Source organism: Paraburkholderia caribensis, assembly GCF_002902945.1.
GTDB lineage: Bacteria > Pseudomonadota > Gammaproteobacteria > Burkholderiales > Burkholderiaceae > Paraburkholderia > Paraburkholderia caribensis.
This window is the reverse complement of sequence record NZ_CP026101.1, coordinates 601104-627615: the sequence shown is the minus strand read 5'-3', so window position 1 is coordinate 627615 and position 26512 is coordinate 601104. Positions and strand designations below refer to the sequence as shown.

Here is a 26512-nt window from a genome sequence, read left to right as displayed (position 1 = left end):
ATTTCACTTCTTGCGTTCGCGGCTGATGTAAATCGCGAGCAGGATGATTCCGCCCTTGATCACGTTCTGCACGTACGGATTCACGCCAACCATGTTGAGGCCGTTGTTCAGCACGCCGAGCAGCAGCGCACCGATCAGCGTGCCGATAATCGAGCCGCGTCCGCCCGAGATCGATGTGCCGCCCATCACCACGGCCGCAATCGCATCGAGTTCGAAGCCGACGCCCGCATTCGGCTGGCCGCTCATCAGGCGCGATGTGAGCACGACGGCTGCGAACGACGACGTCAAACCCGCCAACGTGTAGACAATCAGCTTGACCCGCGCGACGCGCACGCCGGACAGGCGCGTCGCCTGCTCGTTGCCGCCGATCGCGTACACATAGCGGCCAAACGGCATGCGTTCTAGCAACACCCATGCGATCGCGTAGATCACCAGCATGATCAGCACGGGCGCCTGAATGCCTAGCACCTTGCCGCTGCCGAAGAAGCCGACCCAGTCCGGCAGGCCGTCGATCGGATAACCGCCCGTGTAGATCAGCGCGAGGCCACGCGCGATACCCATCGTCGCCAGCGTCACGATGATGGGCGGCATGCCCGCGAACGCGACGAAAAACCCGTTCGCAAAGCCGAAACCGAGCCCCACCGCAATGCCGATCGCGATCGCCGCGACGCCGTTCAGGCCCGCCACCATCAGCCCCGCCGCGAGCGTGCCCGACAGCGCCATCACCGAGCCGACGGACAGGTCGATGCCGCCCGTCAGGATCACGGCCGTCATGCCGACGGCAATGATCGCGTTGATCGACACCTGGCGCAGCACGTTCTCGAGATTCGCCGCGGACAGAAAACTGTCGCTGGCGAACACCATCACGATGCACACGACAAGCAAGCCGATAAACGGATAGAACAAGGTTGAGCGTTTGATGCTCGCCCAGTTCAGGTGAAACGGCGCACCCGGCGTATCGGATGCGACTGTCGAGGTCTTCGGAGAAGTGTCAGGCGTGTTCATGCTGTGTTGCTCCACGAGTTGCAGCCGATGCACCAGCCGTTGCATAAGTCATCACGGCATTCGATTCGATCTGGTCGCCTTCGAGAATCGCTTCGATGCGCCCTTGCCGGAACACGGCGACGCGGTCGCACATGCCGACTATCTCCGGCAGTTCCGACGAAATCATGATGATCGAGTAGCCGCGCGCCGTGAGTTCGCGCATCAGCAGATAGATTTCCGCTTTCGCGCCGACGTCGATACCGCGCGTCGGCTCGTCGAAGATGAGGATGTTCGTGTGATGATTCAGCCAGCGCGCGATCACCACTTTCTGCTGATTGCCGCCCGACAGCGTCGCGACTTCGGTGTGCATCGTCGGCGCCTTCACGCCGACGCGCTTCATGATGTCGGCAGTAGCCTTCGCTTCGCTGCGGTGATCGATGAAGAAGCGGCCCGTGCGGTACTTGCCGAGGTTGTTGATCGAGATGTTCTGCCTGATCGAGAACGATGTGATCAGCCCCTCCGTCTTGCGGCTCTCGGGCAGAATGCCGATGCCCGACTTCAATGCATCGGCGGGATCGGACAGGTTCGCCGCCGCGCCGTTGATGCGGATGTCCTTCACATGCGCGGCATCCGCGCCGATCACCGCGAGCGCCGTCTCCGTGCGGCCCGAGCCGACCAGTCCCGCGAAGCCGAGAATCTCGCCTTCGCGTAACGTGAAGCGATTGATCGGCCCGTCCTTGTGCAACTGCAATGCGTTTACTTCGAGCACGGCTCTCGCATCGGCGGGCAATGCGGGCTTCGGCGGAAAGCTGTTTTCGATCTTGCGTCCGACCATCATCTCGACGAGCCGGCTCACGTCCGTCTTTGCGACATCTGTCATGCCGACATACTGGCCGTCGCGCAACACGGTGATGCGGTCGCACACTTCGAAAATCTCTTCGAGGTGATGCGAAATGAAAATCATCGCGACGCCTTGCTGCTTCAGATCGCGCATGATGGTGAACAGATGCTCGGCTTCGGCCGGGGTGAGCGTGGCCGTCGGCTCGTCGAGAATCAGGATGCGCGCATTCAGCGACAGGGCCTTGCCGATTTCGACGAACTGCTGCTGCGCGACCGACAGTTCGCGGATCGGCACGGACAGATCGATCGCGACGCCGAGCCGCGCGAAAATCTCCGCCGCCGCGCGCCGCATCTTCGCGCGATCGAGCATGCCGAACCGGGTGCGCAACTCGCGGCCGAGAAACATGTTCTCGACGGCATTCAGATACGGGATCAGGCTGAACTCCTGAAACACGATGCCGACGCCCGCCGCGACGGCATCGTGATAACTCGTGAAGTGCCGTTCCTGTCCGTCGATCACGATCGTGCCGTCGTCGGGTTGATAAATGCCGCTCAGAATTTTCATCAACGTCGACTTGCCTGCGCCGTTTTCGCCGAGCAACGCGTGAATCTCGCCGCGCGCAATGTCGAGATGAATGCCTTGCAGCGCCTTCACGCCCGGAAAGCTCTTCGTGATGTTGTCGAGTTTGAGAATCGTGTCCATCGCGTTTCCTCTGCGTTTCATGGGGTCATGCGGGACACGCCCGCTTTACCCCATGCGCAACACGTCGCTTACCAGCTGAAGCCCTTCGCGTTGTCCTTGTCGACGAGCTTCACGTCGACGGGAATCGTCTTCGGCACATTGGCGCCCCACTTCTTGGCGAGCGCCACGCCGATGGCGAGGCGAATCTGGTCGCGCGGAAATTGCGCGGACGTTTCGATGAACTTCGAATTCGGCTTCTGCAGCGCGGTGATCGCTTCCGGCGCGCCATCGACGCTGGTCAGCTTGATGTCCTTGCCCGACGATTCGATCGCGGACAACGCGCCCATCGATCCCCCGTCGTTCACGCTGAAGATGCCCTTCAGGTTCGGATGCGCCTGGATCATGTTCTCGGTGACGGACAGCGCCGTCGCGCGTTCCTGCTTGCCGTTCTGCGTATCGACGATCTTCACGTTCGGGAACTTCGCGAGCGCCGCCTTGCAGCCGCGCACGCGTTCGAGAATCGGCACGACGGGGATGCCGTCCAGAATCGCCACTTCGCCGCTGCCGCCAATGGCTTTCGCGAGGTATTCGCACGACATCTGGCCGGCGTCGAAATTCTTCGAGCCGACGAACGAATCGACAGGACCGTTCGCATTCGCATCGACGGCGACGACCACGGCGCCCGCCTTCTTCGCCGACGCCACGGCGGATTGAATGCCCGTCGAATCGGTCGGGTTCACCAGCAGAATGTCGATCTTCTTCTGCAGCATGTCTTCGACGTCGCTCACCTGCTTGCTCACGTCGTGATGCGCGTCGGTGACGACGACCGTCGCGCCGATTGATGCGGCCGCATCGTTCAACGCCTTCTGCATCGTCACGAAGTACGGGTTGTTCAGTTCCTGGAACGTCATGCCGATCTTCAACGGCGCGGCTTCGGCGGCGGGCGCCAGGAGCGGCGCGCCGAGCATCACGGCGGCGAAGGTCAGCGTGGCGTGCAGGCGCAGCGTGCGCGACTGAAGCGAAGTGTTGTGCGTCATGGCTTGTCTCCGTTTTTGAGGATGAGTGCGCCCCTCACGCGGGTTCAGTGCGTGATCGGACGATGAAGCGGTGAACTACAGAAACGCTAGAGAAAGTGCCCTAGGTCGTCGCGAGCGGCGAGCCATGAGGCGGATACGCCGCGGGCGCGGCGCGCGGCTGGCCGTGCGTATGACTGGGCGTCTGCGCGGCCGGCACGATCGAAGGCGCGTTGGCGATGCCCTTGCCGAGCGCCGCCGCTGCTTCCGAAGCGGCGCGGCTCGCGTCGTTCAGTTGCTGGAAGCGGCGGAACTTCGACGGGGCCATGCCTTTCGCGGTGAGAAACTGCCGGTTGAAGTTCGACAGATTATTGAAGCCGACCTTGTAGCAGATGTCGGTGACGCTCAACTCGTCGTCCATCAGCAACTGGCACGCGAGATTGATGCGCATGCGGTTCACGTATTGCACGAACGGCAGGCCCGTATGACGGCGGAAGTAGCGCGAGAACGCGCTCACGCTTTGCCCCGCGAGTTGCGCGAGATCGGATTCGCGTAACTCCGATGCGAGGTTCTTGCCGATATACGACAGCACGTGATTGATGCGCGTCGACGCGTAGCCGGTCGGATCGATCTGATAGGCAGGGCTCGCGAGCAGTTCGCGGTCGCTCGCGTTCAGCAGGATTTCCATCATCGACAGAAACAGCACGATGCGGCGCAGGCCGCGCGCGTCGAGCAGTTCCATGAAGAGCGGCTGGATCAGTGCGCTGGTCTGCGGGCCGAACGACACGCCGCGCCGCGAATCGGCGAGCAGCGCTTCGAGCGTGCGCCACTCGGGAAAGCTCTCCATGCAATGCGCGACGAAGTCCTGGCCGAACTGCACGACGAGATTGCGCTGCGCGATCGTCACGCCTTCGGGCACTTCGCTGACCCAGTTGTGCGGCAGGTTCGGCCCCATCAGCACGAGATTGCCCGGCGCGAAGCCGCCGATGTAATCGCCGACGAACATCTTGCCCGTCGTCGCGACGATCAGATGGATTTCGAATTCAGGGTGGAAATGCCAGCGCACCGTGCGGTACGGAAAGCCGTGATACCACGCTTTGAACGACTCGTCGCGGCGCACGCTGACCAGTTCGAGATCGGGTTGCACGTCGGTCTCCTGTAGCCGCGGCTCAGACGCAGGTTCGCGCATCGAGCGCGGGTTCCGCGCGGCGGCCATGCCAATCGGCATGTCGATGCGCGTGCAACCAGGTAACCGCAGTGACGATGTCCTTCATCTGCCTTCCTCCTGTGTCTGCGCCCAGCAGCGCGAACTCAAGGCTCGCGGCGTGAACGTGTTTTGTTGCTCTTGTTGTGTGTACCGAAAGTTAGACCCATGACGCAACGGCGGCCACTAGAAATGAGACCGCCGACCGATACTTTTTTGCATTCGGGTTAGTCCTGGCCTCTGCGCTGTCAAATTTGATGCAACGCAACAGCCATGCGATTGCTTGCGGGGCCGCATTCCGCGCCTGTCGCGTGCGCTGGAGAAGCCCGTCCCACCGCGCTGCGCCACGAAAAGCGGCGCGCAGTGCCTTGACTTTCAATCGGCCGAATACGATCATTAGTTCAAATGCGGAGCAAATGCTCTCATATTCTTCCGACATCGGCTCACAACGCCGGGACACCTTCTAGACTTATCTCAAGGAACGCACGCGAAAGACCGTGCGCATTTAGGAGACACATATGAACAGCGGCCAAGGCAGCGGCGCAAGCAAGCAGGTGATCCTGCATATCGGCGCGGGCTCGTTTCATCGCGCGCATCAGGCCTGGTATCTGCACCGGCTCAACGAAACGCGCAAGCCCGGCGATCCGCACTGGTCGCTGACCGTCGGCAATATTCGCAGCGACATGAACGCCGTCGCCGAAGCGCTCGCCGCGCAGAACGGCGTCTACACACTGGAAACCGTTACGCCGCAAGGCAAGCGCGCGTACGAGACAATCCGCTCGATCGAACGTGTGGTGCCGTGGTCGCAGAATCTCGATGCGCTCGTCGAAGCAGGCGCCGACCCCACGTGCAAGATCGTCGCGTTCACCGTCACGGAAGGCGGTTATTACCTCGACGAGCACGACAAGCTCGACACGGCCAACCCCGACCTCGCCGCCGACCTGAACGGTGCGCGCACCACCATCTACGGCGCGCTCGCCGCGATTCTCGAAGCGCGCATGCAGCGCAATGCGGGCGCCGTCACGCTGCAGACCTGCGACAACCTGCGCAGCAACGGCGACCGCTTTCGCGCGGGCATGACGCAGTTCCTCGAGCGGCGCGGCGCGGGCGAATTGCGCAAATGGTTCGATGCGAACACCGCGTGCCCGAATTCGATGGTCGATCGCATCACGCCGCGTCCCACGCCCGACGTGCGCGAGCGCGTGAAAGCAGCCACCGGCTTCGACGACGCTTGCCCGGTAATGGGCGAATCGTTCATCCAGTGGGTGATCGAGGATCACTTCATCGCTGGAAGGCCGGCGTGGGAGCAGGTCGGCGCCGAGCTGGTCGAATCGGTATTGCCGTACGAGGAAGCGAAAATCCGCATCCTCAATGCGACGCATAGCTGTATCGCGTGGGCGGGCACGCTCGTCGGTCTTTCGTATATTCACGAAGGCACGCTCGACGCCGAGATCCGCCAGTTCGCGCACGACTATGTGACGCAGGACGTGATTCCATGTCTCACGCCGAGTCCGCTCGATCTCGCGAAGTATCGCGACGTCGTGCTCGAACGCTTCGGCAATCCGTATATCCAGGACACGAATCAGCGCGTCGCCGCCGATGGCTTCTCGAAGATTCCAGGCTTCATTGCGCCGACGCTGTCCGAGTGCTTCGAGCGCCACGTCGAGCCGAACGCGACGGCCATGCTGCCGGCGCTGTTTTTCCGCTTTCTCGACAGGTGGCAGCAAGGCAAGCTGCCGTACACGTATCAGGATGGCGTGATGGACGAAGGCGTCGCGCGCGGTTTCTTCAGCGCCGCCGATCCCGTGCAGGCGTTCTGTGCGGACAGGCTGCTGTGGGGCAGCATGGCGGGCACGGCGTCGCTCGAAAAAGTGGTGCGTTCGGCCGTCGGCCGCGTCGATGCGTGGCTCGCAAAGCGCAACGGCTAGGCGCATTCATCCCGGCTCGTTCTGCACATGACAACCCGGCCGCGCATGGCAACACACCACGCGCGGCCGATCCCATTGAGCGCCGTATCCGATGGCTGCGATACATGCGATGCGTCAGGTCTTTTGCGCATGGCATCGCACGCGGCATGCGGCTAAAGTAGCGCATCTCCTACCGACGAAGGTTTCGCGCCCATGTATCTCGGCATCGACCTCGGCACGTCCGAAGTAAAAGTTCTGCTGCTCGCGTCCGACGGACGCGTGGTCGGCACGGCGGGTTCTCCGTTCACCGTTTCGCGTCCGCATCAGCGCTGGTCGGAGCAGAATCCGTCCGACTGGTGGCAAGGCACGCGCGCCGCGCTCTTCGCGCTGCGCGACCGCTACCCGGAGCAGTTCGCGCAGATTCGCGGCATCGGGCTGTCGGGACAGATGCACGGTGCCGTGCTGCTCGACAATGAAGACCGCGTGCTGCGTCCCGCGATCCTCTGGAACGACATGCGCGCCGTCGAGGAATGCGATGAGTTGCTCCGGCGCGCGCCGGATCTGCATCGGATCGCCGGCAATCTGGCGATGCCCGGCTTCACCGCGCCGAAGCTGCTGTGGGTGGCGCGCCACGAGCCGGAGATCTTCCGGCAGACCGCCTGCGTGTTGCTGCCGAAAGATTATTTGCGTCTGCAACTGACGGGCGACAAGGTCTCCGATCCGTCCGACGCCGCCGGCACGCTCTGGCTCGACGTCGCGCAGCGCGACTGGTCCGATACGCTGCTCGCCGCCTGCGACCTGAACCGCTCGCACATGCCGCGTCTGGCGGAAGGCAGCGCGCCGTCGGGCATGCTGCGCCCGGAACTCGCGCGCGAGCTCGGCTTGCGCGAACCCGTCGTGGTCGCGGCGGGCGGCGGCGACAATGCGACGAGCGCAATCGGCATCGGCGCGACGCAACCGGGCGACGGCTTCGTGTCGCTCGGCACGTCGGGCGTGCTGTGCGTGATCGGCAACAGCTTCCGCCCGAACCCCGAATCGGCTGTGCATGCGTTCTGTCATGCGATCCCCGACCGCTGGCATCAGATGAGCGTGGTGCTGTCGGCGGCGAGCTGCCTGCGCTGGGTCTGCAAGCTCACCTCCACCGACGAGCCGACGCTGCTCGCCGAAGTCGAAAAGCTGCCCGACGACGCGCTCGCGACTGCGCCGTTGTTCCTGCCGTATCTGTCGGGCGAACGCACGCCGCACAACGATCCATATTCGCAAGGCGTGTTCTTCGGCATGACCCACGCGACCGACCGCGCCCTGCTCGGCTATGCCGTGCTCGAAGGCGTGACGCTCGCGCTGACGGACGGCCTCGACGCGCTGCGCGCGGCGGGCACCGAAGTGAACGCGCTGTCGCTGCTGGGAGGCGGCGCGCGCAGCAACTACTGGGCGCAACTGCTCGCCGATTCGCTCAACACCACCACGCGCAAGCACGGCGGCGGCGAAACGGGCGCCGCGCTCGGGGCGGCGCGTCTGGGCTGGCTCGCGGCGGGCGGCGATCCGGCGAAGGTGCTGACCAAGCCGCCCGTCGAAATCGAATTCACGCCGGACGCGCGGCGCCATGCGATGCTGCGCGAGCGGCTCGCGGGTTATCGCGCGCTGTACCGGCATGTGAAGCCGCTGTTCGTGCCCGCGCCCGAAGCGGACGGGGCTTGAACGCATGAACCACCCGTGAAGACTGCGATGAATGTCCTCGGCATGCAGCGCACCAGATCGCCCGATACGGGCTTCCTGGTGACACATCGACGTCGTACGCACTAGCGCCATTCAGACCGACAACATCGTGCCCAAGTCCACTGAAAAGCTCGATCTCGCAACGCGCGCCGCCTGGCTCTACTACGTGGCCGGCAATACGCAGAACGAGATCGCCGAAAAACTGCAGGTGTCGCGGCCCGTCGCGCAACGGCTCGTCGCGTTCGCCGTCGAGAAGAACCTGATTCGCGTGCGCGTCGATCATCGGCTGGCGGACTGTCTGTCGCTCGCCGATCAGCTATCGAAGCGCTATGGCCTGTCGATGTGCGAGGTCGTTCCCGTCGACAATGACAAGCCCGAAGAAATCGACCGCAAGCTCGCCGTCGCGGGCGCGCAGGTGATGGAACGCTACCTCGGCGAAGAAAAGCCGATGGTCGTCGCTGTGAGCAGCGGCCGTACGCTGAAGGCCGTCGTCGATCAGGTCGGGCAGCTGGAGCGGCCCCAGCACCGGCTGGTGTCGATGGTCGGCGCGATTGCGCAGGACGGCTCGTCGAACCGCTACGACGTCGCGCTGCATATCTCCGAGAAGACGGGCGGCAAGCACTTTCTGCTGCCTGCGCCGTTGATCGCGGACAGCGAAGCGGAACGCGCGCAATGGTGCAATCACCGTCTGTACCGGATCGTCGAATCGCTGTCGGGCGACGCGGATGTCGCGTTCGTCGGGATCGGCAATATCGGGCTGCGTTGCCCGCTGCATGAAGACGGCTTCATCACGTCGGATGAAGTGGAAGAACTGGTGTCGCTCGGCGCGGTGGCCGAACTGCTCGGACTGCCTATCGATGCGAACGGCGCGCGCGTCGAGTCGCCGACCGGGCGCCGCGTGACGAGCCTGCGGCTCGATTCGCCGCCGAAGCGTCCCGTGATCGGCTTCGCCGGAGGCGAACGCAAGCGCAATGCGGTGATTGCCGCGTTGAAGGGCGGCTGGCTGTCGGGGCTCGTGACCGACGAGTTGTGCGCGCGGGCCGCGCTGAATCACGGCGCAGGTTAGCCGCGCGCCCGCGCGCGGTTCGCTTGCGCTAGAGCGCTTCGAGCGCGCTGCGCAGCGCTTCGACGACGGGCGACCAGTCGCCTAAAACCTGTTGCCGAAAAAGCCGCGCGGTCGGATACCACGGGTTCGTCTCGCCCGATATCATCCAGCGCCAGTCTGCCTGCTGCGGCAGCATCACCCAGACCGGCTTGCCGAGCGCGCCGGCCAGATGCGCGACGGATGTATCGACGGTGATGACGAGATCCAGTGACTGGATCACGGCTGCCGTCGTGTAAAAGCTGTCGAGCGACTGGCCAAGCGCGCAGATCGGCCAGCGCTGCGCAACGCCATCGAGTTGCGTCTCCGGCGCGCCCTTCTGCAACGCGAACCATGCCAGGCCGCCGACCGACGCAAGCGGTTCGAGCGCCGCGAGCCGCGCCGAACGGTAGACATCGAGGTAATGATCCGGATTGCCCGCCCACACCAGGCCGATTTTCTTGCGCGACCCCGCGGCCTGTTCGAGCCGCGCGCGCCATGCGGCGACCTGCGTGTCATCGACGGACAGGTACGGCGCCGCGCCCGGAATCGCGTCGTCGTTCAGCCATGCGGGCACGCTCATCATCGGGCAGTAGTAGTCGTAGACGGCACCTCGGGGCAACGCCGTCAACACATCGTTCACACCGCGCACGCGGGCAAAGAGCGGCGCCAGTTCCACACTGGTCCACACATCGACGGTTGCGCCCATGTCGTGCAGCACGCTCGCATAACGAATGAACTGCAACTGGTCGCCCGCACCCTGTTCGCGCACTAGCAGAAAGCGCTTGCCTTCGACGGTCTCGCCCCGCCATTCGGGCATCTCGCACTTCGGGTAATCGCGCAGCCCGCTCGGCGTCGTCTTGCGATACTCGTAATACGCCCAGCCCTTGCGGAAATTTCCGCGCCGCAGCTCCGACATGCCTAGCAACTTGTGAGCATTCGAGAGATCCGGCGTGAGTTCGATGGCACGCCGTAAGTGATGATCCGCTTCGTCGTAACGCGACATGCAGGTCAGCGTGAACGCGACGTTGTTGTGCAGCGTCGGCGAATCGGGCATGACTTCCAGCGCGCGATAGTATCGGGCGAGCGCATCGTCGAACTTCAACTGGCCATCCGTTGCAAACGCGATCCCGAACAGCGCGTGCGGATTTTCCGGTTCCTTCTGCAAGGCGCGTTCGAAGCATGCTTCGGCTTGCGCATGGCGGCGCACGGCGTTCAGCGTCAAGCCGAGACCCAGCAGCACGCGCAGATCATCGGGAGCGTAACGTGCGGCGGATTCGTAGGCGGCCACGGCTTCATGTGGACGGGAAAGAACTTCGAGCACATCCGCGCTGCCGAGCAGCGCGTCCAACAGGTCGTGTTCGATGGCAAGCGCGCGCTGGAAGTGGCTCAGCGCTTCTTCAGGCCTGGACAGGCGCCGCAGCGCCTTGCCCAGGTTGCAGTGCGCGAGCGCATCTTGCGGCGCGCATTCCACGGCTCTTCGAAAAAAACTAGCGGCGCCTTCGTTGTCGGCGCGCGAAAGCGCCGCGATTCCGCGATCGTTCAGACAGTCCGCGTCGTCAGGCCGAAGCGCCAGTGACGCATCGAAGCATGTGATTGCGCGTTCGATATCCGTGCGCTGCAAGTGCAGCACGCCGAGCATATAAAGCGTGTTTGCGTCGTCGGGCTGTGCGTCGACTAGCGCGCGATACGCCTGTTCAGCGCGATCGAGCTGGCCGGCGCGATGCAGCGCGAGCGCGTGATCGACAGCCGGTGTCGGGACGGCTTCTTGAGGTGTGGGAGCGGCAGCGTTGTGCATGGCGTCTTGAGTCGGCCGAACACGCGGAGTCTCGCGATCATGGTAGCAATCGCGCGGATGACATGTTCGGGGCAATGGACGGGAGAACCGACAGAACCCACCTGAAGAACCGCTCAGGTGCGCGCTGTCAGACGATGCACAATTTTGATATGAGATAGGCGGCAGAGATATCGGAGAAGTCCGAGTCTGCAAAAGGAAAGGCGCCGTTGCAAAGCTTGCAACGGCGCCCTGGTCGAGCGGCGGATCAGGCCGCGAGCACTTCGACGATCTTGCGATGGAACGCCTGTCCGTCGCTGTCGAACAAATGGCAGTGATCGGGCGTCGCGCCGACCCGGATCGTCCCGCCCTTCTCATGCCGCTCGAGCGGCGGAATACGCGCGATCAGGCCGTCCGGTGCAACGCTGCTTTCGGCGTACAGATACGCTGCATCGCCGAGCGATTCGATAGCCATCACGCTTGCCGATACGCCGTTGTCGGGCAGATCGAGATGCAGATGCTCGGGGCGAATGCCGACCGTCACCTTGTCGCCTTCTTTCGCGCGGCCCGGCTCGACCAGCACGAGCTGCGTCTCGCCCGTTTCGTACCTGACGAGCACGCCGCTCGCCGATATCGACTGCACGACGCCTTCGAGGAAATTCATCTTCGGCGATCCGATGAAGCCCGCCACGAACCGGTTTGCCGGCGCGTGATACAGCATGTTCGGGCTGCCGACCTGCTCCAGATTCCCCGCCGACAACACGACGATCTTGTCGGCGAGCGTCATCGCTTCGACCTGATCGTGCGTGACGTAGATCATCGTGGTCTTCAGCTCGTCGTGCAGGCGCGCGAATTCGAGGCGCATCTTCACGCGCAGCGCGGCGTCGAGGTTCGACAGCGGTTCGTCGAACAGAAACACCTTCGGCTTGCGCGTGATCGCGCGGCCGATCGCCACGCGCTGACGCTGACCGCCCGACAGCTGCTTCGGCTTGCGTTCGAGCAAGTGGTCGATATGCAGAATCTTCGCGGCGTTGCGCACGGCGGCGTCGATCTCCGGCTTCTTCGTGCCCGCGAGCTTCAGGCCGAACGCCATGTTGTCATACAGCGTCATGTGCGGATACAGCGCGTACGACTGGAACACCATCGCGATGCCGCGCTTGGCGGGCGGCACGTCGTTCATGCGTACACCGTCGATATTCAGGTCGCCGCCCGAAATGTCTTCGAGGCCGGCAATCATCCGCATCAGCGTGGACTTGCCGCAGCCGCTTGGGCCGACGAACACGACGAACTCGCCGTCCTGGATGTCGAGGTTGATGTTGCGCATTACCTCGTTGTCGTCGTAGGCCTTTCTGATGTTGCGCAGAGTTACGCTTGCCATGATGTGTCTCCGGATTTCCGTACTACGTTTAATCGTTTCGCCGATGCCGTCATGCCACCGTCACGCGCTGCAACCATCGCGCGGCCAGTTCCGGCAATTGCGTCATGCCGTCGAATACGTGTTGTGCGCCCACGCGGCGCAGCGCGCCGATCTGATCCTCGCTCGCATGACCGCCGCCGATGAATCCATACACCGTCATGCCCGCTGCCGTCGCCGCCGTCACGCCCGCCACGCTGTCCTCGATCACGAGGCACGCTTCCGGGTTCACGCCGAGCCCGCGAGCGGCGGCGAGATAGACGTCGGGCGCCGGCTTCGGATGCGCGACGGAATCCGCGCAGAACAGCCGGTCGCCGAAATGCTTCACGAGGCCGGTGCGCGCCAGCGCCGCTTCGACATACGCGCGAAAGCTGTTGCTCGCGCAGGCCTTCGTCAACGGAATGCTCGCGAGCGCGATCTCGATGCCGTCGACCATCGGCGCCTTGACGGCCGCCCGTTCGACTGCGCTGCGAATCGCTTCGACGTCGACTTCGGCAAGCGTCCGGCCCAGCGCCGATGCCGTGCCTGCCAGCACGCGTTCCGTGCGCAGGCCGAGCAACGGCATCACGACGGGCGCGACGTCCGTACCGGGCCAGCGCGCTTCGAGTTCCTCGACGAGGACCGCGGCCGCGACGGCTTCGCTGTCGATCAGCACGCCGTCGCAATCGCAGATGAGCGCGAGCTTCGCCTCTGTTCTGATCTCCGTCACTTCACCGCCCCGAAGGTAAGGCCACGCACCAGCTGTTTCTGCGACACCCAGCCGACGATCAGGATCGGCGCTACCGCCAGCAGCGACGCCGCCGACAGCTTCGCCCAGAACAAGCCTTCAGGACTCGAATACGACGCGATGAACACCGTCAGCGGCGCGGCGTTCGAACTGGACAGGTTGATGCTCCAGAACGCCTCGTTCCACGACAGGATCACCAGCAGCAGCGCGGTCGATGCGAGCCCCGGCAGCGACATCGGCATCAGCAGATAGACGATTTCCTGCCACGTCGCGGCACCGTCGATGCGTCCCGCTTCGAGAATGTCGCGCGGAATTTCCGCGAAGTACGTGAACGACATCCATACCGCGATGGGCAGGTTGATCAGCGTGTAGACGATCACGAGGCCGCTGACGGTATCGAGCAATCCGCTGTTCTTCCACAGCAGATAGATCGGCACCAGCACGCCGACGGACGGCATCATCTTCGTCGACAGCATCCACAGCAGCACTTTCTGCGTACGCCGCGTCGGGAAAAACGCCATCGCGTAGGCGCACGGCACGGCCAGGATCAGGCACAGCAGCGTGACGCCGACCGAGATCAGGATCGAGTTCCACGCGAAGCCGAAGTAATTGCTGCGCGCGAACACTTCGCGGAAGCTTTCGAGCGTCGGCATGAAGAACAGCGACGACGCGTAAGCCTGTTGCTCCGTCTTGAATGCTGTGATCGTCATCCAGAAGATCGGGAAGAACAGCAACAGCGCAATCAGCCACGCAAGGATGCCCGGAATGCTGCGTCGGACGACGGCCAACGGCGAGTTCGTTTTCGAAAGACTCGTCGTAACAGGTGTAGCGGCAACCTGGCTCATTTTTCGTACTCCCCTTTCAGGTTCTTCGCGAGCATGCGCACGAGGAAGAACGACACGATATTCGCGAGCACCACGGCGAGAATCCCGCCTGCCGATGCAAGGCCGACGTCGAACTGTTGCAGGCCGAGCGCGTAGATCAGGTACGACAGATTGGTGGTCGCGTTGCCCGGGCCGCCGCCCGTCGTCGTGTAGATTTCAGCGAAGATCGACAGCAGGAAAATGGTTTCCATCATCACCACGACCGCGATCGCGCGTTTCAGGTGCGGCAGCGTGATGAAGAAGAACATCGAGAACGGACCCGCGCCGTCGATCTTCGCGGCTTCCTTCTGTTCCTGGTCGAGTGACTGGATCGCCGTGAACAGAATGAGGAACGCGAACGGTAACCACTGCCACGAAACGATGATGATCACCGCGATCAACGGATAGTCGGCGAACCAGTCGATCGGCGTCATCCCGAGCGCACGCATGCCTTGTGCGATCAATCCGTACACCGGATGCAGGATCATGTTCTTCCAGATCAGCGCGGAGACGGTGGGCATCACGAAGAACGGCGCGATGGCGAGCAGCCGCGCGACGCCCTGCCCGTAGAACTTGCGGTCGAACAGCACCGACAGCAGCACGCCGCCGACCACAGTGATCACCAGCACCGAAATGATCAGCTGCATGGTGTGCAGGATCGACGGGCCGAAGGATGGATCGCTGGCGAGAAACGTGTAGTTATCGAAACCGGCGAATCCCTTCACATCCGGATTCAGCAGGTTGTAGCGCGAGAACGAAAACCAGATCGTCATCGCGAGAGGTATCGCCATCCATAAGACGAGGACGCCTACGGACGGCATGGCGAGCCAGCGCGCGTGCGCGGCCTTGCGCTCTTCGCGCTCGTGTTCGGTTTGGGGATGGGCATGCATGAGGGGTAGACGCAAGTGTTGACGCATGATGGACCACCTCTTCGGTAGTGCGCGGTCCGCGGGGCATGCGGCACGCTGTGCTGCCAGGGTCCGGCTGACGATGCGCTGTCAGCCGGCGCTTTCCATCTGTTCCGGCTTACATACTTCGAGGCGGCGATTCAGCTGCTGGACACGCCGTCCGCATGGTGACCAGGCAGACGGCATGACATCAGGCCTCGACGCTACTACGCTTACTTCTGATAGCCGGCCTGCTTGACGGCGCGATCCGCCGTCGCGTTGCCGGCTGCCAACGCCTGATCGACCGTCATCTGGCCTGCCACCGCGCCTGAAATGCTCTGACCGACCACCGTGCCGAACGACTGGAACTCGGGAATGCCGACGAACTGCACGCCCGTGTACGGCACCGGCTTCAACGTCGGATGATCGGGATCGGCGGTTTCGATTGCCTTCAGCACGAAGTCGCCGAACGGCGCGGCCTGCTTGTACTCGGGGCGCGCGTAGGTCGACTGACGCGTGCCGGGCGGCACCGAGGCCCAGCCCTCATCCTTCGCGACGAGCTCGATGTACTGCTTCGAAGTCGCCCACGTGATGAACTTCTTCGCCGCGTCCGCCTGCTTGGACGACTTCGGAATCGCGAGCGCCCACGCCCACAGCCAATGCGAGCCCTTCGGCGTCACGGCAGTCGGCGCAGCTGCAAAGCCGACCTTGTCGGCGATCTGCGATTGCTGCTTGTTGTAGAGAATGCCGGCGGCAACCGTCGCGTCGATCCACATCCCGCACTTGCCCGACGACATCAGCGTGAGGTTCTCGTTGAAACCGTTCGAGCTGGCTCCCGGCGGCCCGTTCTTCTTCAGCAGATCGACGTAGAACGAAATCGCCTTCTTCCATTCGGGCGTCGTCAGCTGGGCGTTCCACTTCTCGTCGAACCAGCGGCCGCCGAATGTATTCACGACCGTCGTCGCGTAGGCCATGTTCTCGCCCCAGCCCGCCTTGCCGCGCAGACAGATGCCGTAGACACCGTTGGCCTTGTCCGTCAGCTTGTCGGCGAACTGCGCGATCTGCTCGTAGGTCGGGTTGTCGGGCATCTTCAGGCCCTTCGCCGCGAACAGATCCTTGCGGTAATACGTCATCGAGCTTTCGACGTAGAACGGCAGCGCGTACAGCGAGCCGCTGTACGAGAGGCCGTCGCGCGCCGTTTTCACGACGTCGTTCAGGTCGTAATCGGCGGGCAGGTTGGTGAGCGGCGTGAGCCAGCCGCGCTTGCCCCACTGCGGCGTTTCATACGCGCCGATCGTCATCACGTCGAACTGGCCGCTGCCCGTCGTGATGTCCGTCGTGGCGCGCTGACGCAGCACGTTTTCTTCGAGAATCACCCAGTTGAGCTTGATGTCGGGATTCGCTTTCTCGAATGCCGGCGACAGCTTCTTCAACTCGATCATGTCCGGGTTGTTCAACGTGGCGATCGTGACGGTCGCCGCGTTCGCGCTGAACGCGGCGAATGCGAGGGCCGCAGCGCCGAATGCGTTGAGCGCGGGTTTGCAGGTGGGTTTCATCGTTTGTCTCCTTTATTCGTACTTGCGTTTTGGTACTTGATCGATACGTGTCCGGCGTGTGCGGTTGAAGGTTGAATGACGCCGCAGCGCGGATGCCGGTGAATGAGTGACGGTCAGCTCATCCAGTTGCCGCCGTCGACGTTCAGGGTTTGCGCGGTGATGTAATCCGCATCCGAAGACGCGAGGAACAGCGCCGCCCCCGTCAGATCCGCGGGCAGCCCCATCCTGCCCAGCGGCACCGCCTCACCGACGAGACGCTTCTTCTCGCCCAGCGGCCGGTTCTCGTAACGCGCGAAAAGCGCATCGACCTGTTCCCACATCGGCGTATCGACGACGCCCGGTGCGATGCCGTTCACGTTGATCTTGTGCGGCGCGAGCGCCAGCGCCGCCGACTGCGTGTAGCTCAGGACGGCCGCCTTGGTCGCGCAGTAATGCGACACGAGCGCCTCGCCGCGGCGGCCCGCCTGCGACGACATGTTGATGATCTTGCCGCCGTGGCCCTGGTCGACCATGCGCTGTGCGACGGACTGCAGCAGAAAGAACATGCCCTTCACGTTGACCGCGAAGAGTTTGTCGAAGATGTCCCAGGATTCGTCGAGCAGCGGGCGCATGTCGAACAGTGCCGCGTTGTTGAAGAGAATGTCGATCTGGCCGAAGCGCTGCACTGTCTGCTCGACGATGCGCGCGATGTCTTCGCGCTTCGTGACGTCCGCGCTGATTGTCAGCACCCGGTCGCCGTCGGTTTCGCGCAGTGCGTGCGCGAATTCGTTGGCCGGCTTCAGGTCCACCAGCACGCAGCGCGCGCCCTCGTCGAGATAGCGGCGAGCCACCGCTTCGCCGATACCGCTCGCGGCGCCCGTCAGAATCGCCACCTTGCCTTGCAGTCGGGCTGTCACAACCTGTCTCCGGTTCGTTTGATTCTTCGATTCAGCCTGAGCTAACGCCCGGCGATCGAGCAATTGCTCTCGTAGTGATCGAATGATCGGATACGAGTCCGGTCATGTCAAGGCGCGCCGCGCAATTTCGATGGTGCAGCGCGGCAGCGGCGGAATGCGCGCCTCCGGTGTTCCTTCCTAAGAATCGGCGATGACTTTGCAACCGGCAATGACATTTTTTCGAGATACGTTATATCATTGCGCCTTCGTTCAATCCGACGCTGTCCGGAGTTCGCACCATGGCCCGCTCATCCGATGCTCATGTTCATCCCGCCACCCGTTCCGCGGATCAGCCCGCCCGTCTCGCGCGCAAGCTTGCGCGCGCCGATGCGCTCGCCGCCGAGCGCGGTCTTGCGCTGACGACGCTGCGCCGCCAGGTCTATGCGTTGATCGCGCAGAGCGAGCGGCCCGTCGGCGCCTACGATCTGCTGGCCGCGCTGGAACCGCAGCGCGGCCGCGTGCCGCCCACGACCGTCTATCGCGCGCTCGACTTCCTCGTCGAGCATGGCTTCGTGCATCGGATCGAATCGAAGAATGCGTTTTTCGCGTGCTGCCAGATGGGCGAGCCGCACCAGAGCCAGTTCCTCATGTGCGATTCATGCGGCGAAACCGTCGAGATTCCCGGCGACGGGCTGGCCGCGCAGTTGGCGGGCAGCGCGCCCGTGCATGGATTCGAAGTGCATCACCAGGTCGTCGAGCTGAGCGGGCTGTGCGCGGCCTGCAAGCACGTCCATCCCTGACCAGAACAACCCGTTCCATCCAACCCAGACGTCTCTCAGGCAACAGGTCATCCCGATGAAGAAAAACAATTCGATGTGGAAGTTTCTGATGCGCACCGTCGCTTCGACGGTTTTCGTCTTTGCATCCGGCCAGGCCGCGCACGCGCAGGACACGAAGATTCCCGTGGTCGCCGCGGAGAATTTTTACGGCGATGTCGTGCAGCAACTGGGCGGCGACCGCGTCGACGTGACGAGCATCCTCAGCAATCCGGACCAGGACCCGCATCTCTTCGAAGCCAGCCCGAAGACGGCGCGCGCCTTGCAGCACGCGAGCCTTGTCGTCTACAACGGCGCCGACTACGATCCGTGGATGGCGAAGCTGTTGAACGTGTCGAAGAACGACAAGCGCAAAACGATCGTCGCGGCAGAACTCATCGGCAAGAAAAGCGGCGACAATCCGCATCTGTGGTACGACCCGTCGACGATGCCCGCCGTCGCACGCGCGGTGAGCGCGGCGCTCGCGTCGGCTGATCCCGCGCACAAGGCGGCGTATGATGCGAACCTCGCGAAGTTTCTCGACTCGCTCAAGCCGATCGCCGACAAGGTCGCGGCGCTGCGCGGCCAGTATGCGCACGTGAGCGTGACGGCGACGGAGCCGGTGTTCGGCTACATGTCGGATGCGATCGGCCTGGACATGCGCAACCAGCGCTTCCAGCTGGCCACGATGAACGACACGGAAGCGAGCGCGTCGGATATCGCCGCGTTCGAACGCGATCTTCGCGAGCGACGCGTGCGCGCGTTGATCTATAACAGCCAGGCAACCGAGGCGCTCACAAAACGCATGCTGAAACTCGCGCAGCAATCGCATGTGCCGACGGTGAGCGTGACGGAGACACAACCGGCCGGCAAGAACTACCAGCAATGGATGCTGGCGCAACTCGATGCGCTCGGCAACGCGCTCGCCGCAGGCAGCGCGAACAAGGGAACGACTCAATGAACATGTCGTCGGGCAACGCGCCCGTGCTCGAACTGGATCGCGTGACGCTCGAACTCGGCGACCGGACGATCCTGCGCGACACCAGCTTCACGATCCGCCAGGGCGAATTCATCGGCGTGCTCGGGCCGAACGGCGCGGGCAAGACGACGCTGATGCGCTCGGTGCTCGGCCTCGTGCCGGCGGCGAGCGGCACCGTGCGCGTGCTCGGCGAGCCGGTGGTGCGCGGTAATCCGTCGATCGGTTACATGCCGCAAACGCGCAGCGCGCTCGCGGGCCGTCGCGTGCGTGGCCGCGATTTCGTTGCGATGGCCGCCGACGGTCATCGCTGGGGCCTGCCGCATGCGGACGCGAAGGCGCGCGCCGATGTCGAGCGCGTGCTGGAGCTGGTCGGCGGCACGGCGCTGGCTGCGCGTCCGTTGTCGGAGCTGTCGGGCGGAGAGCGGCAACGTCTGCTGCTCGCGCAATGCCTGCTCGGCAATCCGCGTCTGCTGCTGCTCGACGAGCCGCTCATCAGCCTCGATCCGCATCATCAGAAAACCGTCGTCGAACTGGTGAAGCGCGTGCAGCAGGAACTCGGCATCGCCGTGCTGTTCTCCGCGCACGAACTCAATCCGCTGCTGCATGCGCTCGACCGCGTGCTGTATCTCGGCAATGGCGTCGCTGCCCTGGGCACCGTCGATGAGGTCATCACGAAGCCAGTGCTGTCGCGCCTGTACGGCTCGACCATCGACGTGATGCGCGTGAACGGCCGCATCTTCGTCATGTCGGGCGACTTCGACGTCGAGAAGCACGACCACGAGCACGAAGACGACGACCATCAGCATGGCGAGCCGCATGGTCACGGGCATTCGCATGGTCACGCGCATGGGCAAAAGCACGCCCATCATCACGCCTCAAGCGACGGACACACGCACGATGTTTGAATACGATTTCATGGTGAACGCCTTTGCGGCGTCAGGGATTGTCGCGGTGCTGTCGGGCATCGTCGGCTACTTCCTGGTGATGCGCGGGCAGACCTTCGCGGGGCACGCGCTGTCGCACGTCGGGTTCACGGGCGCGACGGGTGCCGTGCTGATCGGCGTGTCGCCGATCTGGGGGATGATCGGCTTCACACTCGCGGCGGGCGTCGGCATGGGCGCGCTGGGCGAAAAGCTCGCGGGGCGCGATGTCGCGATCGGCGTGGTGCTGTCGCTGGCGCTGGGCTTCGGCTTGCTGTTTCTGCACTTCTTCACCGCGTACGCGACGCAAGTCACGGCGTTGCTGTTCGGCAACGTGCTCGGCGTGAGTTCGTCGACGCTGGTGGTGCTGGCCGTGCTCGGCGTCGTCAGTCTGGTTGCGCTGGCGGCGATCATGCGCCCTTTGATGTTTGCTTCGTTGCAGCCGGAGCTGGCCGAGGCGAAAGGCGTATCGCTGCGTCTCGTGTCCGTGCTGTTTCTCGCGATCGCAGCGCTGGCAGTCGCCGCGTGCACGCAGATCGTCGGCGTGCTGCTCGTGTTCACGCTGATGGTCGGACCGGCGGCTGCGGCGCAAAACCTGTCGACACGCCTTTCCGTCGGACTCGTACTCGCCGCGCTGCTCGCGCTCGCGCAGGCGTGGGCCGGCGTGACGCTCGCTTTCTATACCGACTGGCCGACCAGTTTCTGGATCACGCTGCTCGCGGCGCTGGTCTACGGCGCGAGCTTGCTCGTGCAGCACATGCGCCGGTGATGTGGGTTTGGTTGGTTTTGTTTTTTGCTGGCATCCGCGATTCGTTATCGCGCTTCACGCGTCGCCCCTGTGCGGGGCGGCACCTACTTTTCTTTGCCGCCGCGTAACTATTCAGCGCTTGTAAACTGCTACCAGGATGTGCATAGTGAGGGGCATGACGAAGATGCCCGACATCAAGGAGCTGACACCGGAGCAGAAGGACGCACTTATCATTGATCTGGTGAGGCGTCTGAACGAGCTCGAGGCAAAGCTTGAGAAGGACAGTCATAACTCCAGCAAGCCGCCGTCAAGCGATGGTCCGAAGCGCAAGCCAAAGTCATTGCGTAACACGAGCGACGCTAGGCCGGGCGCCCAACCGGGGCACAAAGGCAAGACGCTCAAACGCGTCGCGCAAGCCGATCACATCGAGATTCACCCGGTGGCGCGGGTATGCGATAAATGTGGCAACCGCATCGCGGCAGCCAGCGTGGCCGTGTTGCCCGAAGGCCGCCAGGTGATTGATCTGCCGCCCACGCGCTTTGAGGTGACTGAACATCGCGTGCAGATCGCACAGTGCCGCTGCTGCGGCAAGCAGCATTCGGGGGCATTTCCCAAGGGCGTGAGCCAGGCGGTTCAGTACGGCCCCCAGATTCGCGCCGCAGCCGTCTATCTGACGCAATACCAGCAGTTGCCGGTTGCGCGCACCGCCCAGGCGCTGGAAGACCTGTTCGGTTTGCATGTGAGTACGGGAACCGTCCAGCACAGTATTGATCAGGCCGCGCAGTTACTGGCGCCGTGCGTTGATCAGATCCAGCAGGCGCTACGCGGGCAACCCGTCGTGCATTTCGATGAGAGCTGCATGCGCGTGGGGCGTGAGTCCCACTGGCTGCATGTCGCCTCGACGCACGCGTTGAGCTGGTATGGCGCGCACAGCAAGCGCGGCAGTCAGGCGCTGGACAGCTTCGGCATTCTCCCCGGCTTTACGGGAGTCGCGGTCCATGACGGCTGGCGGCCGTATGCCGGCTATGAGTGTGAGCATGCGCTGTGCAATGCCCATCATCTGCGTGAACTGGTGTTCGTCCTGGAGTCCACGCAGCAACCCTGGGCACAGCAGATGATTGACCTGCTTCGCCAGGCAAAGCGCGAGGTCGAACTCAGTCGGGCTTCAGGAAACAACATGCTGAGCCCGGCGCGCCAACGCTATTACACACGGCGCAGCCGCGCCCTGATCGCCCGGGCGCGCAAGCTCAATCCACAGCAGGCGCGTGAGCCCTTGCGCCAGGAACGTCGCGGCAGGATCAGGCAAAGCTTTACCTGCAACCTGCTCACACGGCTTCACAAGTATGCCGATGAGGTGTGGCGCTTCATTGCCGATCACCGCGTACCGTTCGACAACAATCAGGCCGAACGCGATATCCGCATGCCCAAACTCAAACAGAAGATTTCCGGGTGCTTCCGCTCGGAATCGGGCATGGAGGCGTTCTGCACGATCCGCTCCTACCTTGCCACCTTACGCAAGCAGAACCGTTCGCTGATCAACGCGCTGGCGTTAGGCTTTGCCGGATTCGTCGTTTCACCTCTGGTTACCGCTGAATAGTTACGCCGCCGCAAAGAAAAGTAGGCAAAAGAAAGCGGCTCACACCGCCAGTTCTTGTTCTTGCCTGAGGGCCCCCAAAGGTTCTTACGCTTCACACGGCAACCACGTGACCCACGTCCGTTGCCAGCGCTCTGAATGAGCGCCTCACCCGCTTCACGCAACTGCGCTTCAGCACGCCGCGCCAGACAGTCCACCGCCGCCCAGGTGGCAAACTGTGTATAGGCCGTAGTGCCTCGCCCGCCTCACTTCGAACCGATAGCGCGCGCGTCCCACCCGGTAGGAGCGCTACCCTGTACGACGCGACAACCTACACACAGTTTGCCACCTGGGCGGCATATACGATTCGCTGCCGCTTGCCCGGCTACGGGTATTTGAAGCGGGTGAGGCGTTGATTCGGAGCGTTGGCAATGGGCAGCAACTGGGGCGCTGGCGTGTGAAGGGTGGGGACGTTGAGGGCCCGTGGACAAACGTCAAGAATTGGCGGTGTGAGCCGCTTTCTTTTGCCTACTTTTCTTTGCGGCGGTGTACAGACTGGAGACATGGTTGACACATGTACAGAGACATCGCTGACACATGATGGTCAGGGTTTTGCTGCCTTCAGGTCAAGTTTTGCGACCCGCTGATGGGCGAACCAGATGTCAATCACACCGTCTTCGTCCTCGCTCGGGCGGGCGGCCACCTGCAGCCCCTTGAGTGCGATCGAGAGCTTCAGTTTCTCGCCGCGCACGCGCACCACGCCGCTTGAGTTGACCCGTAAAACCGCGTCGCCGCAGCGGTATTCGGGCTCTGGCAGCCGCCCAGGCATCCTGCGCAGGCTGCACGCGTAGCGGGTGAGCGGCACCGCCATTCCCAGTGCCTCGTGCGGACGCTCGGTGTTGTACACCTGCCGCCAGCGATCCAGTTCCCGCTGCACGTGCTCGTGCGTGGTGAACGCATGCCGCTGCAACACTTCGGCCTTCAGCGAGCGGTGAAACCGTTCATCCTTGCCGTTGGTCTGCGGGTGATACGGCCGGCTATAGCTCACATGGATGCCCAGCCGGATCAGCCAGACCGCGAGCTCGGTGAGCTGGCCCGGCGCGCTGGGCGAGCCCCATGGCGCGCCGTTGTCGGTGTTGATGCACGAAGGCAGCCCGTAGCAGCGGAACGCCCGCTCCAGCGCTTCCTGCACGACCTGCGTGGTGGTGCGCGAGCAGGCGCTCAGCACGACGTTGTAGCGCGAGTGGTCATCGATGACCGTCAATGGCGCGCAGCGTCCGCTCTCCAGGGTCGGGAAGTCACCCTTGAAGTCCATCTGCCACAGCGAGTTCGGATACTCGTGCTCGAAGCGCTGCCAGTGCTGGCGCTGGCGCGACGCCTGTTCATCGATGAGCCCGTGACGGCGCAGGATCTCAGTGATCGTGGCGGGCGCGGGAATCTGTGTTTCGCCCAGATCGCGCAGGCGCTGGGCGATCTTGCGCCCGCCCCAGCCGTGCGCCTGGCGCATTTCGAGCACCCGCGCCTCGATGGTCTGCGCTGAGCGTTTGGGACTGTGATGCGGGCGGCGGGAGCGGTCGGCCAGGCCCTTGATGCCTTCCGCCCTGTGACGGGCCAGCCACTTGTAGCCGGTCTGGCGGGTGATCGTGTATTTGCGGCACAGTTCGCTGAACGCGAGCGCCTGTGTGGCGGCCTCACGGACGAAATCTTCGCGGCGATTCATGATGTCTTTTACATCCCAGGGCATGGTTGAAAATCCGGGCGTTTGATTACCCGAAAGTGTCAACGATGTCCCTGTACACCTGTCAGCGATGTCTCCAGTCTGTACACGGCGGCAAAGAAAAGTAGGTGCCGCCCCGCACAGGGGCGACGCGTGAAGCGAGATAACGAAACGCGGATGCCAGCGAAAGCGAAAGCGATAGCAACCCCACCCCCTCACCCCAACAACACCTTCGCGTGATGCGCGAGATGATCCTCGATGAACGTCGAAATGAAGAAATAGCCGTGGTCGTAGCCTTCGTGCCGACGCAGCGTGAGCGGCTGTCCAGCCGCCTTGCACGCGGCTTCGAACACGTCGGGATTCAACTGCTGGGCAAGAAACTGGTCGGCCATGCCCTGATCGACCAATATCCCTTCCGCAAACTTGCGCGTCGCCTTGCCCACCAGTTCGCTCGCGTCGTATTGCTTCCACGCCTCGCGATCCGCGCCGAGATACCCGCTGAACGCCTTCTCGCCCCACGGGCAGCGCATCGGCGCAGCAATCGGCGCGAATGCCGACACCGACCGATAGATGTCCGGATTGCGCAGCGCGAGCATCAGCGCGCCATGGCCGCCCATCGAGTGGCCGAAGATGCCGAGCCGCCCGCCATCGACAGGCAACTCATTGGTGACCGTCTCGCGCAATTCGTCCCGCACGTACGAGTACATCCGGTAGTGCTTCGACCAGGGCGCCTGCGTGGCGTCGACATAGAAGCCCGCGCCGACGCCGAAGTCCCACGCGTCCGTCTCGCCCGGCACGTCGGCGCCGCGCGGACTGGTGTCCGGCGAAATCAACGCGATGCCGTGTTGCGCAGCGAAACGCTGCGCGCCAGCCTTGATCGGAAACGTTTCTTCGGTGCAGGTCAGCCCGGCAAGATAGAACAGCGCCGGCACCTTCTTCTGCGATGCCTCTTTTGGCAGGAAAACCGAAAAGCGCATCGGCAAACCGATTGCCTTCGACTCATGCCTGTAGATACGCTGCGTGCCGCCGAACGACGCGTGCGATTCGATCAGTTCGAGCATCGCGCGACTCCTTTAATAGATGACGACCGAGCGGATCGACTCGCCCTTCTTCATCAGGTCGAAGCCTTCGTTGATCTGGTCGAGCTTCAGGTGATGGGTGATCAGGTCGTCGATGTTGATCTTGCCTTCCATGTACCAGTCGACGATCTTCGGCACGTCGGTGCGGCCGCGCGCGCCGCCGAACGCCGAGCCCTTCCACTGACGGCCCGTGACCAACTGGAACGGCCGCGTGCTGATTTCCTCACCCGCCGCTGCCACGCCGATGATGAACGACTGGCCCCAGCCCTTGTGCGTACATTCGAGCGCCTGGCGCATCAGGGTGGTGTTACCGACGCATTCGAACGAGTAGTCCGCGCCGCCGTCCGTCAACTGGACGATGTGATCGACGACGTTCTCGACTTCCTTCGGGTTGATGAAGTGCGTCATACCAAACTTCTTCGCGAGTTCGACGCGGCCCGGATTGATGTCGACGCCGATGATCTTGTCCGCACCGACCATTTTGGCGCCCTGGATCACATTCAGGCCGATGCCGCCCAAGCCGAACACGACGACATTCGCACCCGCCTCGACCTTGGCCGAATAGACGACAGCACCGACACCCGTCGTCACGCCGCAGCCGATATAGCAGACCTTGTCGAACGGGGCATCTTCGCGGATCTTCGCCACAGCGATCTCCGGCACGACGATGTAGTTCGAGAAGGTGGACGTGCCCATGTAGTGGAACAAAGGCTTGCCGTCGAGCGAGAAGCGCGACGTCGCATCGGGCATCAGGCCCTTGCCTTGCGTCGAGCGGATCGCCTGACACAGGTTCGTCTTGCGCGACAGGCAGAACTTGCATTGCCGGCACTCGGGCGTGTAGAGCGGAATGACGTGATCGCCCTTCTTCAGCGTGCCGACGCCGGGTCCGACATCGACTACGACGCCTGCGCCTTCGTGGCCGAGAATCGCCGGGAAGATGCCTTCCGGATCTGCACCCGACAGCGTGTAGTAGTCGGTGTGGCAGATGCCCGTCGCCTTCACTTCGATCAGCACTTCACCCGCGCGCGGACCTTCGAGGTCGACCTCTTCGATCGTCAACGGTGCGCCTGCCTTCCATGCGATTGCTGCTTTCGTCTTCATCGTGAATGCTCCTGTAGTTCCTTAAACCCCTCAACCCGTTTCCTGAAGCCGAGCCTT

22 protein-coding genes are annotated in these 26512 nt (G+C 63.3%); 8 read left to right on the top strand and 14 right to left on the bottom strand.

The features are described from left to right. Nucleotides 1–3: 3 nt before the first annotated feature. From C2L66_RS02750 to C2L66_RS02735, 4 genes are all read right to left on the bottom strand, one after another. Nucleotides 4–1005: an ABC transporter permease gene (locus C2L66_RS02750; protein ID WP_054929825.1), complete on the bottom strand. Its 1002-nt coding sequence runs from the start codon at nt 1003–1005 to the stop codon at nt 4–6. Next, entirely contained in the window at nt 992–2527 is a 1536-nt protein-coding gene (locus C2L66_RS02745; RefSeq protein ID WP_060602201.1) for a sugar ABC transporter ATP-binding protein, read from the bottom strand. Before C2L66_RS02745 ends, C2L66_RS02750 begins: the two co-directional genes overlap by 14 nt. A gap of 68 nt (nt 2528–2595) precedes the next feature. After that, entirely contained in the window at nt 2596–3543 is a 948-nt protein-coding gene (locus C2L66_RS02740; protein ID WP_060602204.1) for an ABC transporter substrate-binding protein, read from the bottom strand. A 100-nt stretch (nt 3544–3643) separates the two neighbouring features. Continuing rightward, entirely contained in the window at nt 3644–4666 is a 1023-nt protein-coding gene (locus tag C2L66_RS02735) for an AraC family transcriptional regulator (protein ID WP_054929830.1), read from the bottom strand. A gap of 575 nt (nt 4667–5241) precedes the next feature. Between C2L66_RS02735 and dalD the strand changes: the two genes are divergently transcribed. From dalD to C2L66_RS02715, 3 genes are all read left to right on the top strand, one after another. Beyond that, nucleotides 5242–6651 carry a D-arabinitol 4-dehydrogenase gene (gene dalD, locus C2L66_RS02725; RefSeq protein ID WP_060602207.1) on the top strand — a complete coding sequence of 470 codons (1410 nt, stop codon included), beginning with the start codon at nt 5242–5244 and terminating at the stop codon, nt 6649–6651. 192 nt (nt 6652–6843) lie between these two features. Further along, on the top strand, nt 6844–8328 hold the full coding sequence (gene xylB / locus C2L66_RS02720) for a xylulokinase (RefSeq protein WP_060602210.1): 1485 nt from the start codon (nt 6844–6846) through the stop codon (nt 8326–8328). A 127-nt stretch (nt 8329–8455) separates the two neighbouring features. Continuing rightward, a complete protein-coding gene (locus tag C2L66_RS02715) occupies nt 8456–9412 on the top strand; it encodes a sugar-binding transcriptional regulator (RefSeq protein ID WP_035986357.1) in 957 nt (318 codons plus the stop codon). Nucleotides 9413–9440: 28 nt separating this feature from the next. On the opposite strand, the gene C2L66_RS02710 is transcribed toward C2L66_RS02715, so the two are convergent. The 7 genes from C2L66_RS02710 to C2L66_RS02680 all read right to left on the bottom strand — a co-directional run bounded on the left by C2L66_RS02710 (nt 9441) and on the right by C2L66_RS02680 (nt 17544). After that, nucleotides 9441–11225 carry a tetratricopeptide repeat protein gene (locus C2L66_RS02710; protein ID WP_060602213.1) on the bottom strand — a complete coding sequence of 595 codons (1785 nt, stop codon included), beginning with the start codon at nt 11223–11225 and terminating at the stop codon, nt 9441–9443. A gap of 244 nt (nt 11226–11469) precedes the next feature. Beyond that, nucleotides 11470–12579 (bottom strand): ABC transporter ATP-binding protein, encoded by a 1110-nt coding sequence (locus C2L66_RS02705; protein WP_060602216.1) that lies wholly within the window; start codon nt 12577–12579, stop codon nt 11470–11472. Nucleotides 12580–12628: 49 nt separating this feature from the next. Then, nucleotides 12629–13324: an HAD family hydrolase gene (locus C2L66_RS02700; protein WP_060602217.1), complete on the bottom strand. Its 696-nt coding sequence runs from the start codon at nt 13322–13324 to the stop codon at nt 12629–12631. After that, entirely contained in the window at nt 13321–14187 is an 867-nt protein-coding gene (locus C2L66_RS02695) for a carbohydrate ABC transporter permease (RefSeq protein WP_060602218.1), read from the bottom strand. Before C2L66_RS02695 ends, C2L66_RS02700 begins: the two co-directional genes overlap by 4 nt. After that, entirely contained in the window at nt 14184–15122 is a 939-nt protein-coding gene (locus C2L66_RS02690; protein WP_054929817.1) for a carbohydrate ABC transporter permease, read from the bottom strand. Before C2L66_RS02690 ends, C2L66_RS02695 begins: the two co-directional genes overlap by 4 nt. Nucleotides 15123–15325: 203 nt before the next feature. Continuing rightward, complete coding sequence (locus C2L66_RS02685; RefSeq protein ID WP_054929816.1) at nt 15326–16648, bottom strand: ABC transporter substrate-binding protein; 1323 nt, start codon at nt 16646–16648, stop codon at nt 15326–15328. A gap of 113 nt (nt 16649–16761) precedes the next feature. Continuing rightward, the gene (locus C2L66_RS02680) at nt 16762–17544 is read right to left on the bottom strand and encodes an L-iditol 2-dehydrogenase (RefSeq protein ID WP_054929815.1); all 783 of its coding nucleotides are present in this window, start codon (nt 17542–17544) and stop codon (nt 16762–16764) included. Nucleotides 17545–17822: 278 nt separating this feature from the next. On the opposite strand from C2L66_RS02680, the gene C2L66_RS02675 reads away from it, so the two are divergent. The 5 genes from C2L66_RS02675 to tnpC all read left to right on the top strand — a co-directional run bounded on the left by C2L66_RS02675 (nt 17823) and on the right by tnpC (nt 22582). Beyond that, nucleotides 17823–18323 carry a Fur family transcriptional regulator gene (locus C2L66_RS02675; RefSeq protein ID WP_060602219.1) on the top strand — a complete coding sequence of 167 codons (501 nt, stop codon included), beginning with the start codon at nt 17823–17825 and terminating at the stop codon, nt 18321–18323. A gap of 55 nt (nt 18324–18378) precedes the next feature. Beyond that, nucleotides 18379–19299, top strand: a complete 921-nt coding sequence (locus tag C2L66_RS02670; protein WP_060602222.1) for a metal ABC transporter solute-binding protein — start codon at nt 18379–18381, stop codon at nt 19297–19299. Continuing rightward, nucleotides 19296–20222 carry an ABC transporter ATP-binding protein gene (locus C2L66_RS02665; RefSeq protein WP_054929812.1) on the top strand — a complete coding sequence of 309 codons (927 nt, stop codon included), beginning with the start codon at nt 19296–19298 and terminating at the stop codon, nt 20220–20222. The genes C2L66_RS02670 and C2L66_RS02665 overlap by 4 nt, the downstream gene beginning before the upstream one ends. Continuing rightward, a complete protein-coding gene (locus C2L66_RS02660) occupies nt 20215–21006 on the top strand; it encodes a metal ABC transporter permease (RefSeq protein ID WP_060602802.1) in 792 nt (263 codons plus the stop codon). Before C2L66_RS02665 ends, C2L66_RS02660 begins: the two co-directional genes overlap by 8 nt. A 154-nt stretch (nt 21007–21160) precedes the next feature. Further along, nucleotides 21161–22582, top strand: coding sequence for an IS66 family transposase (gene tnpC / locus C2L66_RS02655; RefSeq protein WP_054935262.1), 1422 nt, complete (start codon nt 21161–21163; stop codon nt 22580–22582). A 580-nt stretch (nt 22583–23162) separates the two neighbouring features. Here tnpC and C2L66_RS02650 read toward each other — a convergent pair. The 3 genes from C2L66_RS02650 to C2L66_RS02640 form a co-directional block, all read right to left on the bottom strand. Beyond that, nucleotides 23163–24302, bottom strand: a complete 1140-nt coding sequence (locus C2L66_RS02650; RefSeq protein ID WP_060600163.1) for an IS481 family transposase — start codon at nt 24300–24302, stop codon at nt 23163–23165. Nucleotides 24303–24490: 188 nt separating this feature from the next. Continuing rightward, the gene (gene fghA, locus C2L66_RS02645) at nt 24491–25336 is read right to left on the bottom strand and encodes an S-formylglutathione hydrolase (RefSeq protein ID WP_054929804.1); all 846 of its coding nucleotides are present in this window, start codon (nt 25334–25336) and stop codon (nt 24491–24493) included. Between the two features lie 12 nt (nt 25337–25348). Beyond that, the gene (locus tag C2L66_RS02640; RefSeq protein ID WP_007581381.1) at nt 25349–26455 is read right to left on the bottom strand and encodes an S-(hydroxymethyl)glutathione dehydrogenase/class III alcohol dehydrogenase; all 1107 of its coding nucleotides are present in this window, start codon (nt 26453–26455) and stop codon (nt 25349–25351) included. Nucleotides 26456–26512: the final 57 nt, after the last annotated feature.

What these genes read in the sequence shown, in the direction of transcription:
- C2L66_RS02670 (WP_060602222.1), top strand. Translation starts at nt 18,379, where the DNA reads ATGAAGAAAAACAATTCGATGTGGAAGTTTCTGATGCGCACCGTCGCT.
- dalD (WP_060602207.1), top strand. Translation starts at nt 5,242, where the DNA reads ATGAACAGCGGCCAAGGCAGCGGCGCAAGCAAGCAGGTGATCCTGCAT.
- C2L66_RS02675 (WP_060602219.1), top strand. Translation starts at nt 17,823, where the DNA reads ATGGCCCGCTCATCCGATGCTCATGTTCATCCCGCCACCCGTTCCGCG.
- C2L66_RS02745 (WP_060602201.1), bottom strand. Translation starts at nt 2,527, where the DNA reads ATGGACACGATTCTCAAACTCGACAACATCACGAAGAGCTTTCCGGGC.
- C2L66_RS02710 (WP_060602213.1), bottom strand. Translation starts at nt 11,225, where the DNA reads ATGCACAACGCTGCCGCTCCCACACCTCAAGAAGCCGTCCCGACACCG.
- C2L66_RS02740 (WP_060602204.1), bottom strand. Translation starts at nt 3,543, where the DNA reads ATGACGCACAACACTTCGCTTCAGTCGCGCACGCTGCGCCTGCACGCC.
- C2L66_RS02690 (WP_054929817.1), bottom strand. Translation starts at nt 15,122, where the DNA reads ATGCGTCAACACTTGCGTCTACCCCTCATGCATGCCCATCCCCAAACC.
- C2L66_RS02750 (WP_054929825.1), bottom strand. Translation starts at nt 1,005, where the DNA reads ATGAACACGCCTGACACTTCTCCGAAGACCTCGACAGTCGCATCCGAT.
- C2L66_RS02695 (WP_060602218.1), bottom strand. Translation starts at nt 14,187, where the DNA reads ATGAGCCAGGTTGCCGCTACACCTGTTACGACGAGTCTTTCGAAAACG.
- C2L66_RS02640 (WP_007581381.1), bottom strand. Translation starts at nt 26,455, where the DNA reads ATGAAGACGAAAGCAGCAATCGCATGGAAGGCAGGCGCACCGTTGACG.
- fghA (WP_054929804.1), bottom strand. Translation starts at nt 25,336, where the DNA reads ATGCTCGAACTGATCGAATCGCACGCGTCGTTCGGCGGCACGCAGCGT.
- C2L66_RS02650 (WP_060600163.1), bottom strand. Translation starts at nt 24,302, where the DNA reads ATGCCCTGGGATGTAAAAGACATCATGAATCGCCGCGAAGATTTCGTC.
- tnpC (WP_054935262.1), top strand. Translation starts at nt 21,161, where the DNA reads ATGACGAAGATGCCCGACATCAAGGAGCTGACACCGGAGCAGAAGGAC.
- C2L66_RS02705 (WP_060602216.1), bottom strand. Translation starts at nt 12,579, where the DNA reads ATGGCAAGCGTAACTCTGCGCAACATCAGAAAGGCCTACGACGACAAC.
- xylB (WP_060602210.1), top strand. Translation starts at nt 6,844, where the DNA reads ATGTATCTCGGCATCGACCTCGGCACGTCCGAAGTAAAAGTTCTGCTG.
- C2L66_RS02665 (WP_054929812.1), top strand. Translation starts at nt 19,296, where the DNA reads ATGAACATGTCGTCGGGCAACGCGCCCGTGCTCGAACTGGATCGCGTG.
- C2L66_RS02660 (WP_060602802.1), top strand. Translation starts at nt 20,215, where the DNA reads ATGTTTGAATACGATTTCATGGTGAACGCCTTTGCGGCGTCAGGGATT.
- C2L66_RS02685 (WP_054929816.1), bottom strand. Translation starts at nt 16,648, where the DNA reads ATGAAACCCACCTGCAAACCCGCGCTCAACGCATTCGGCGCTGCGGCC.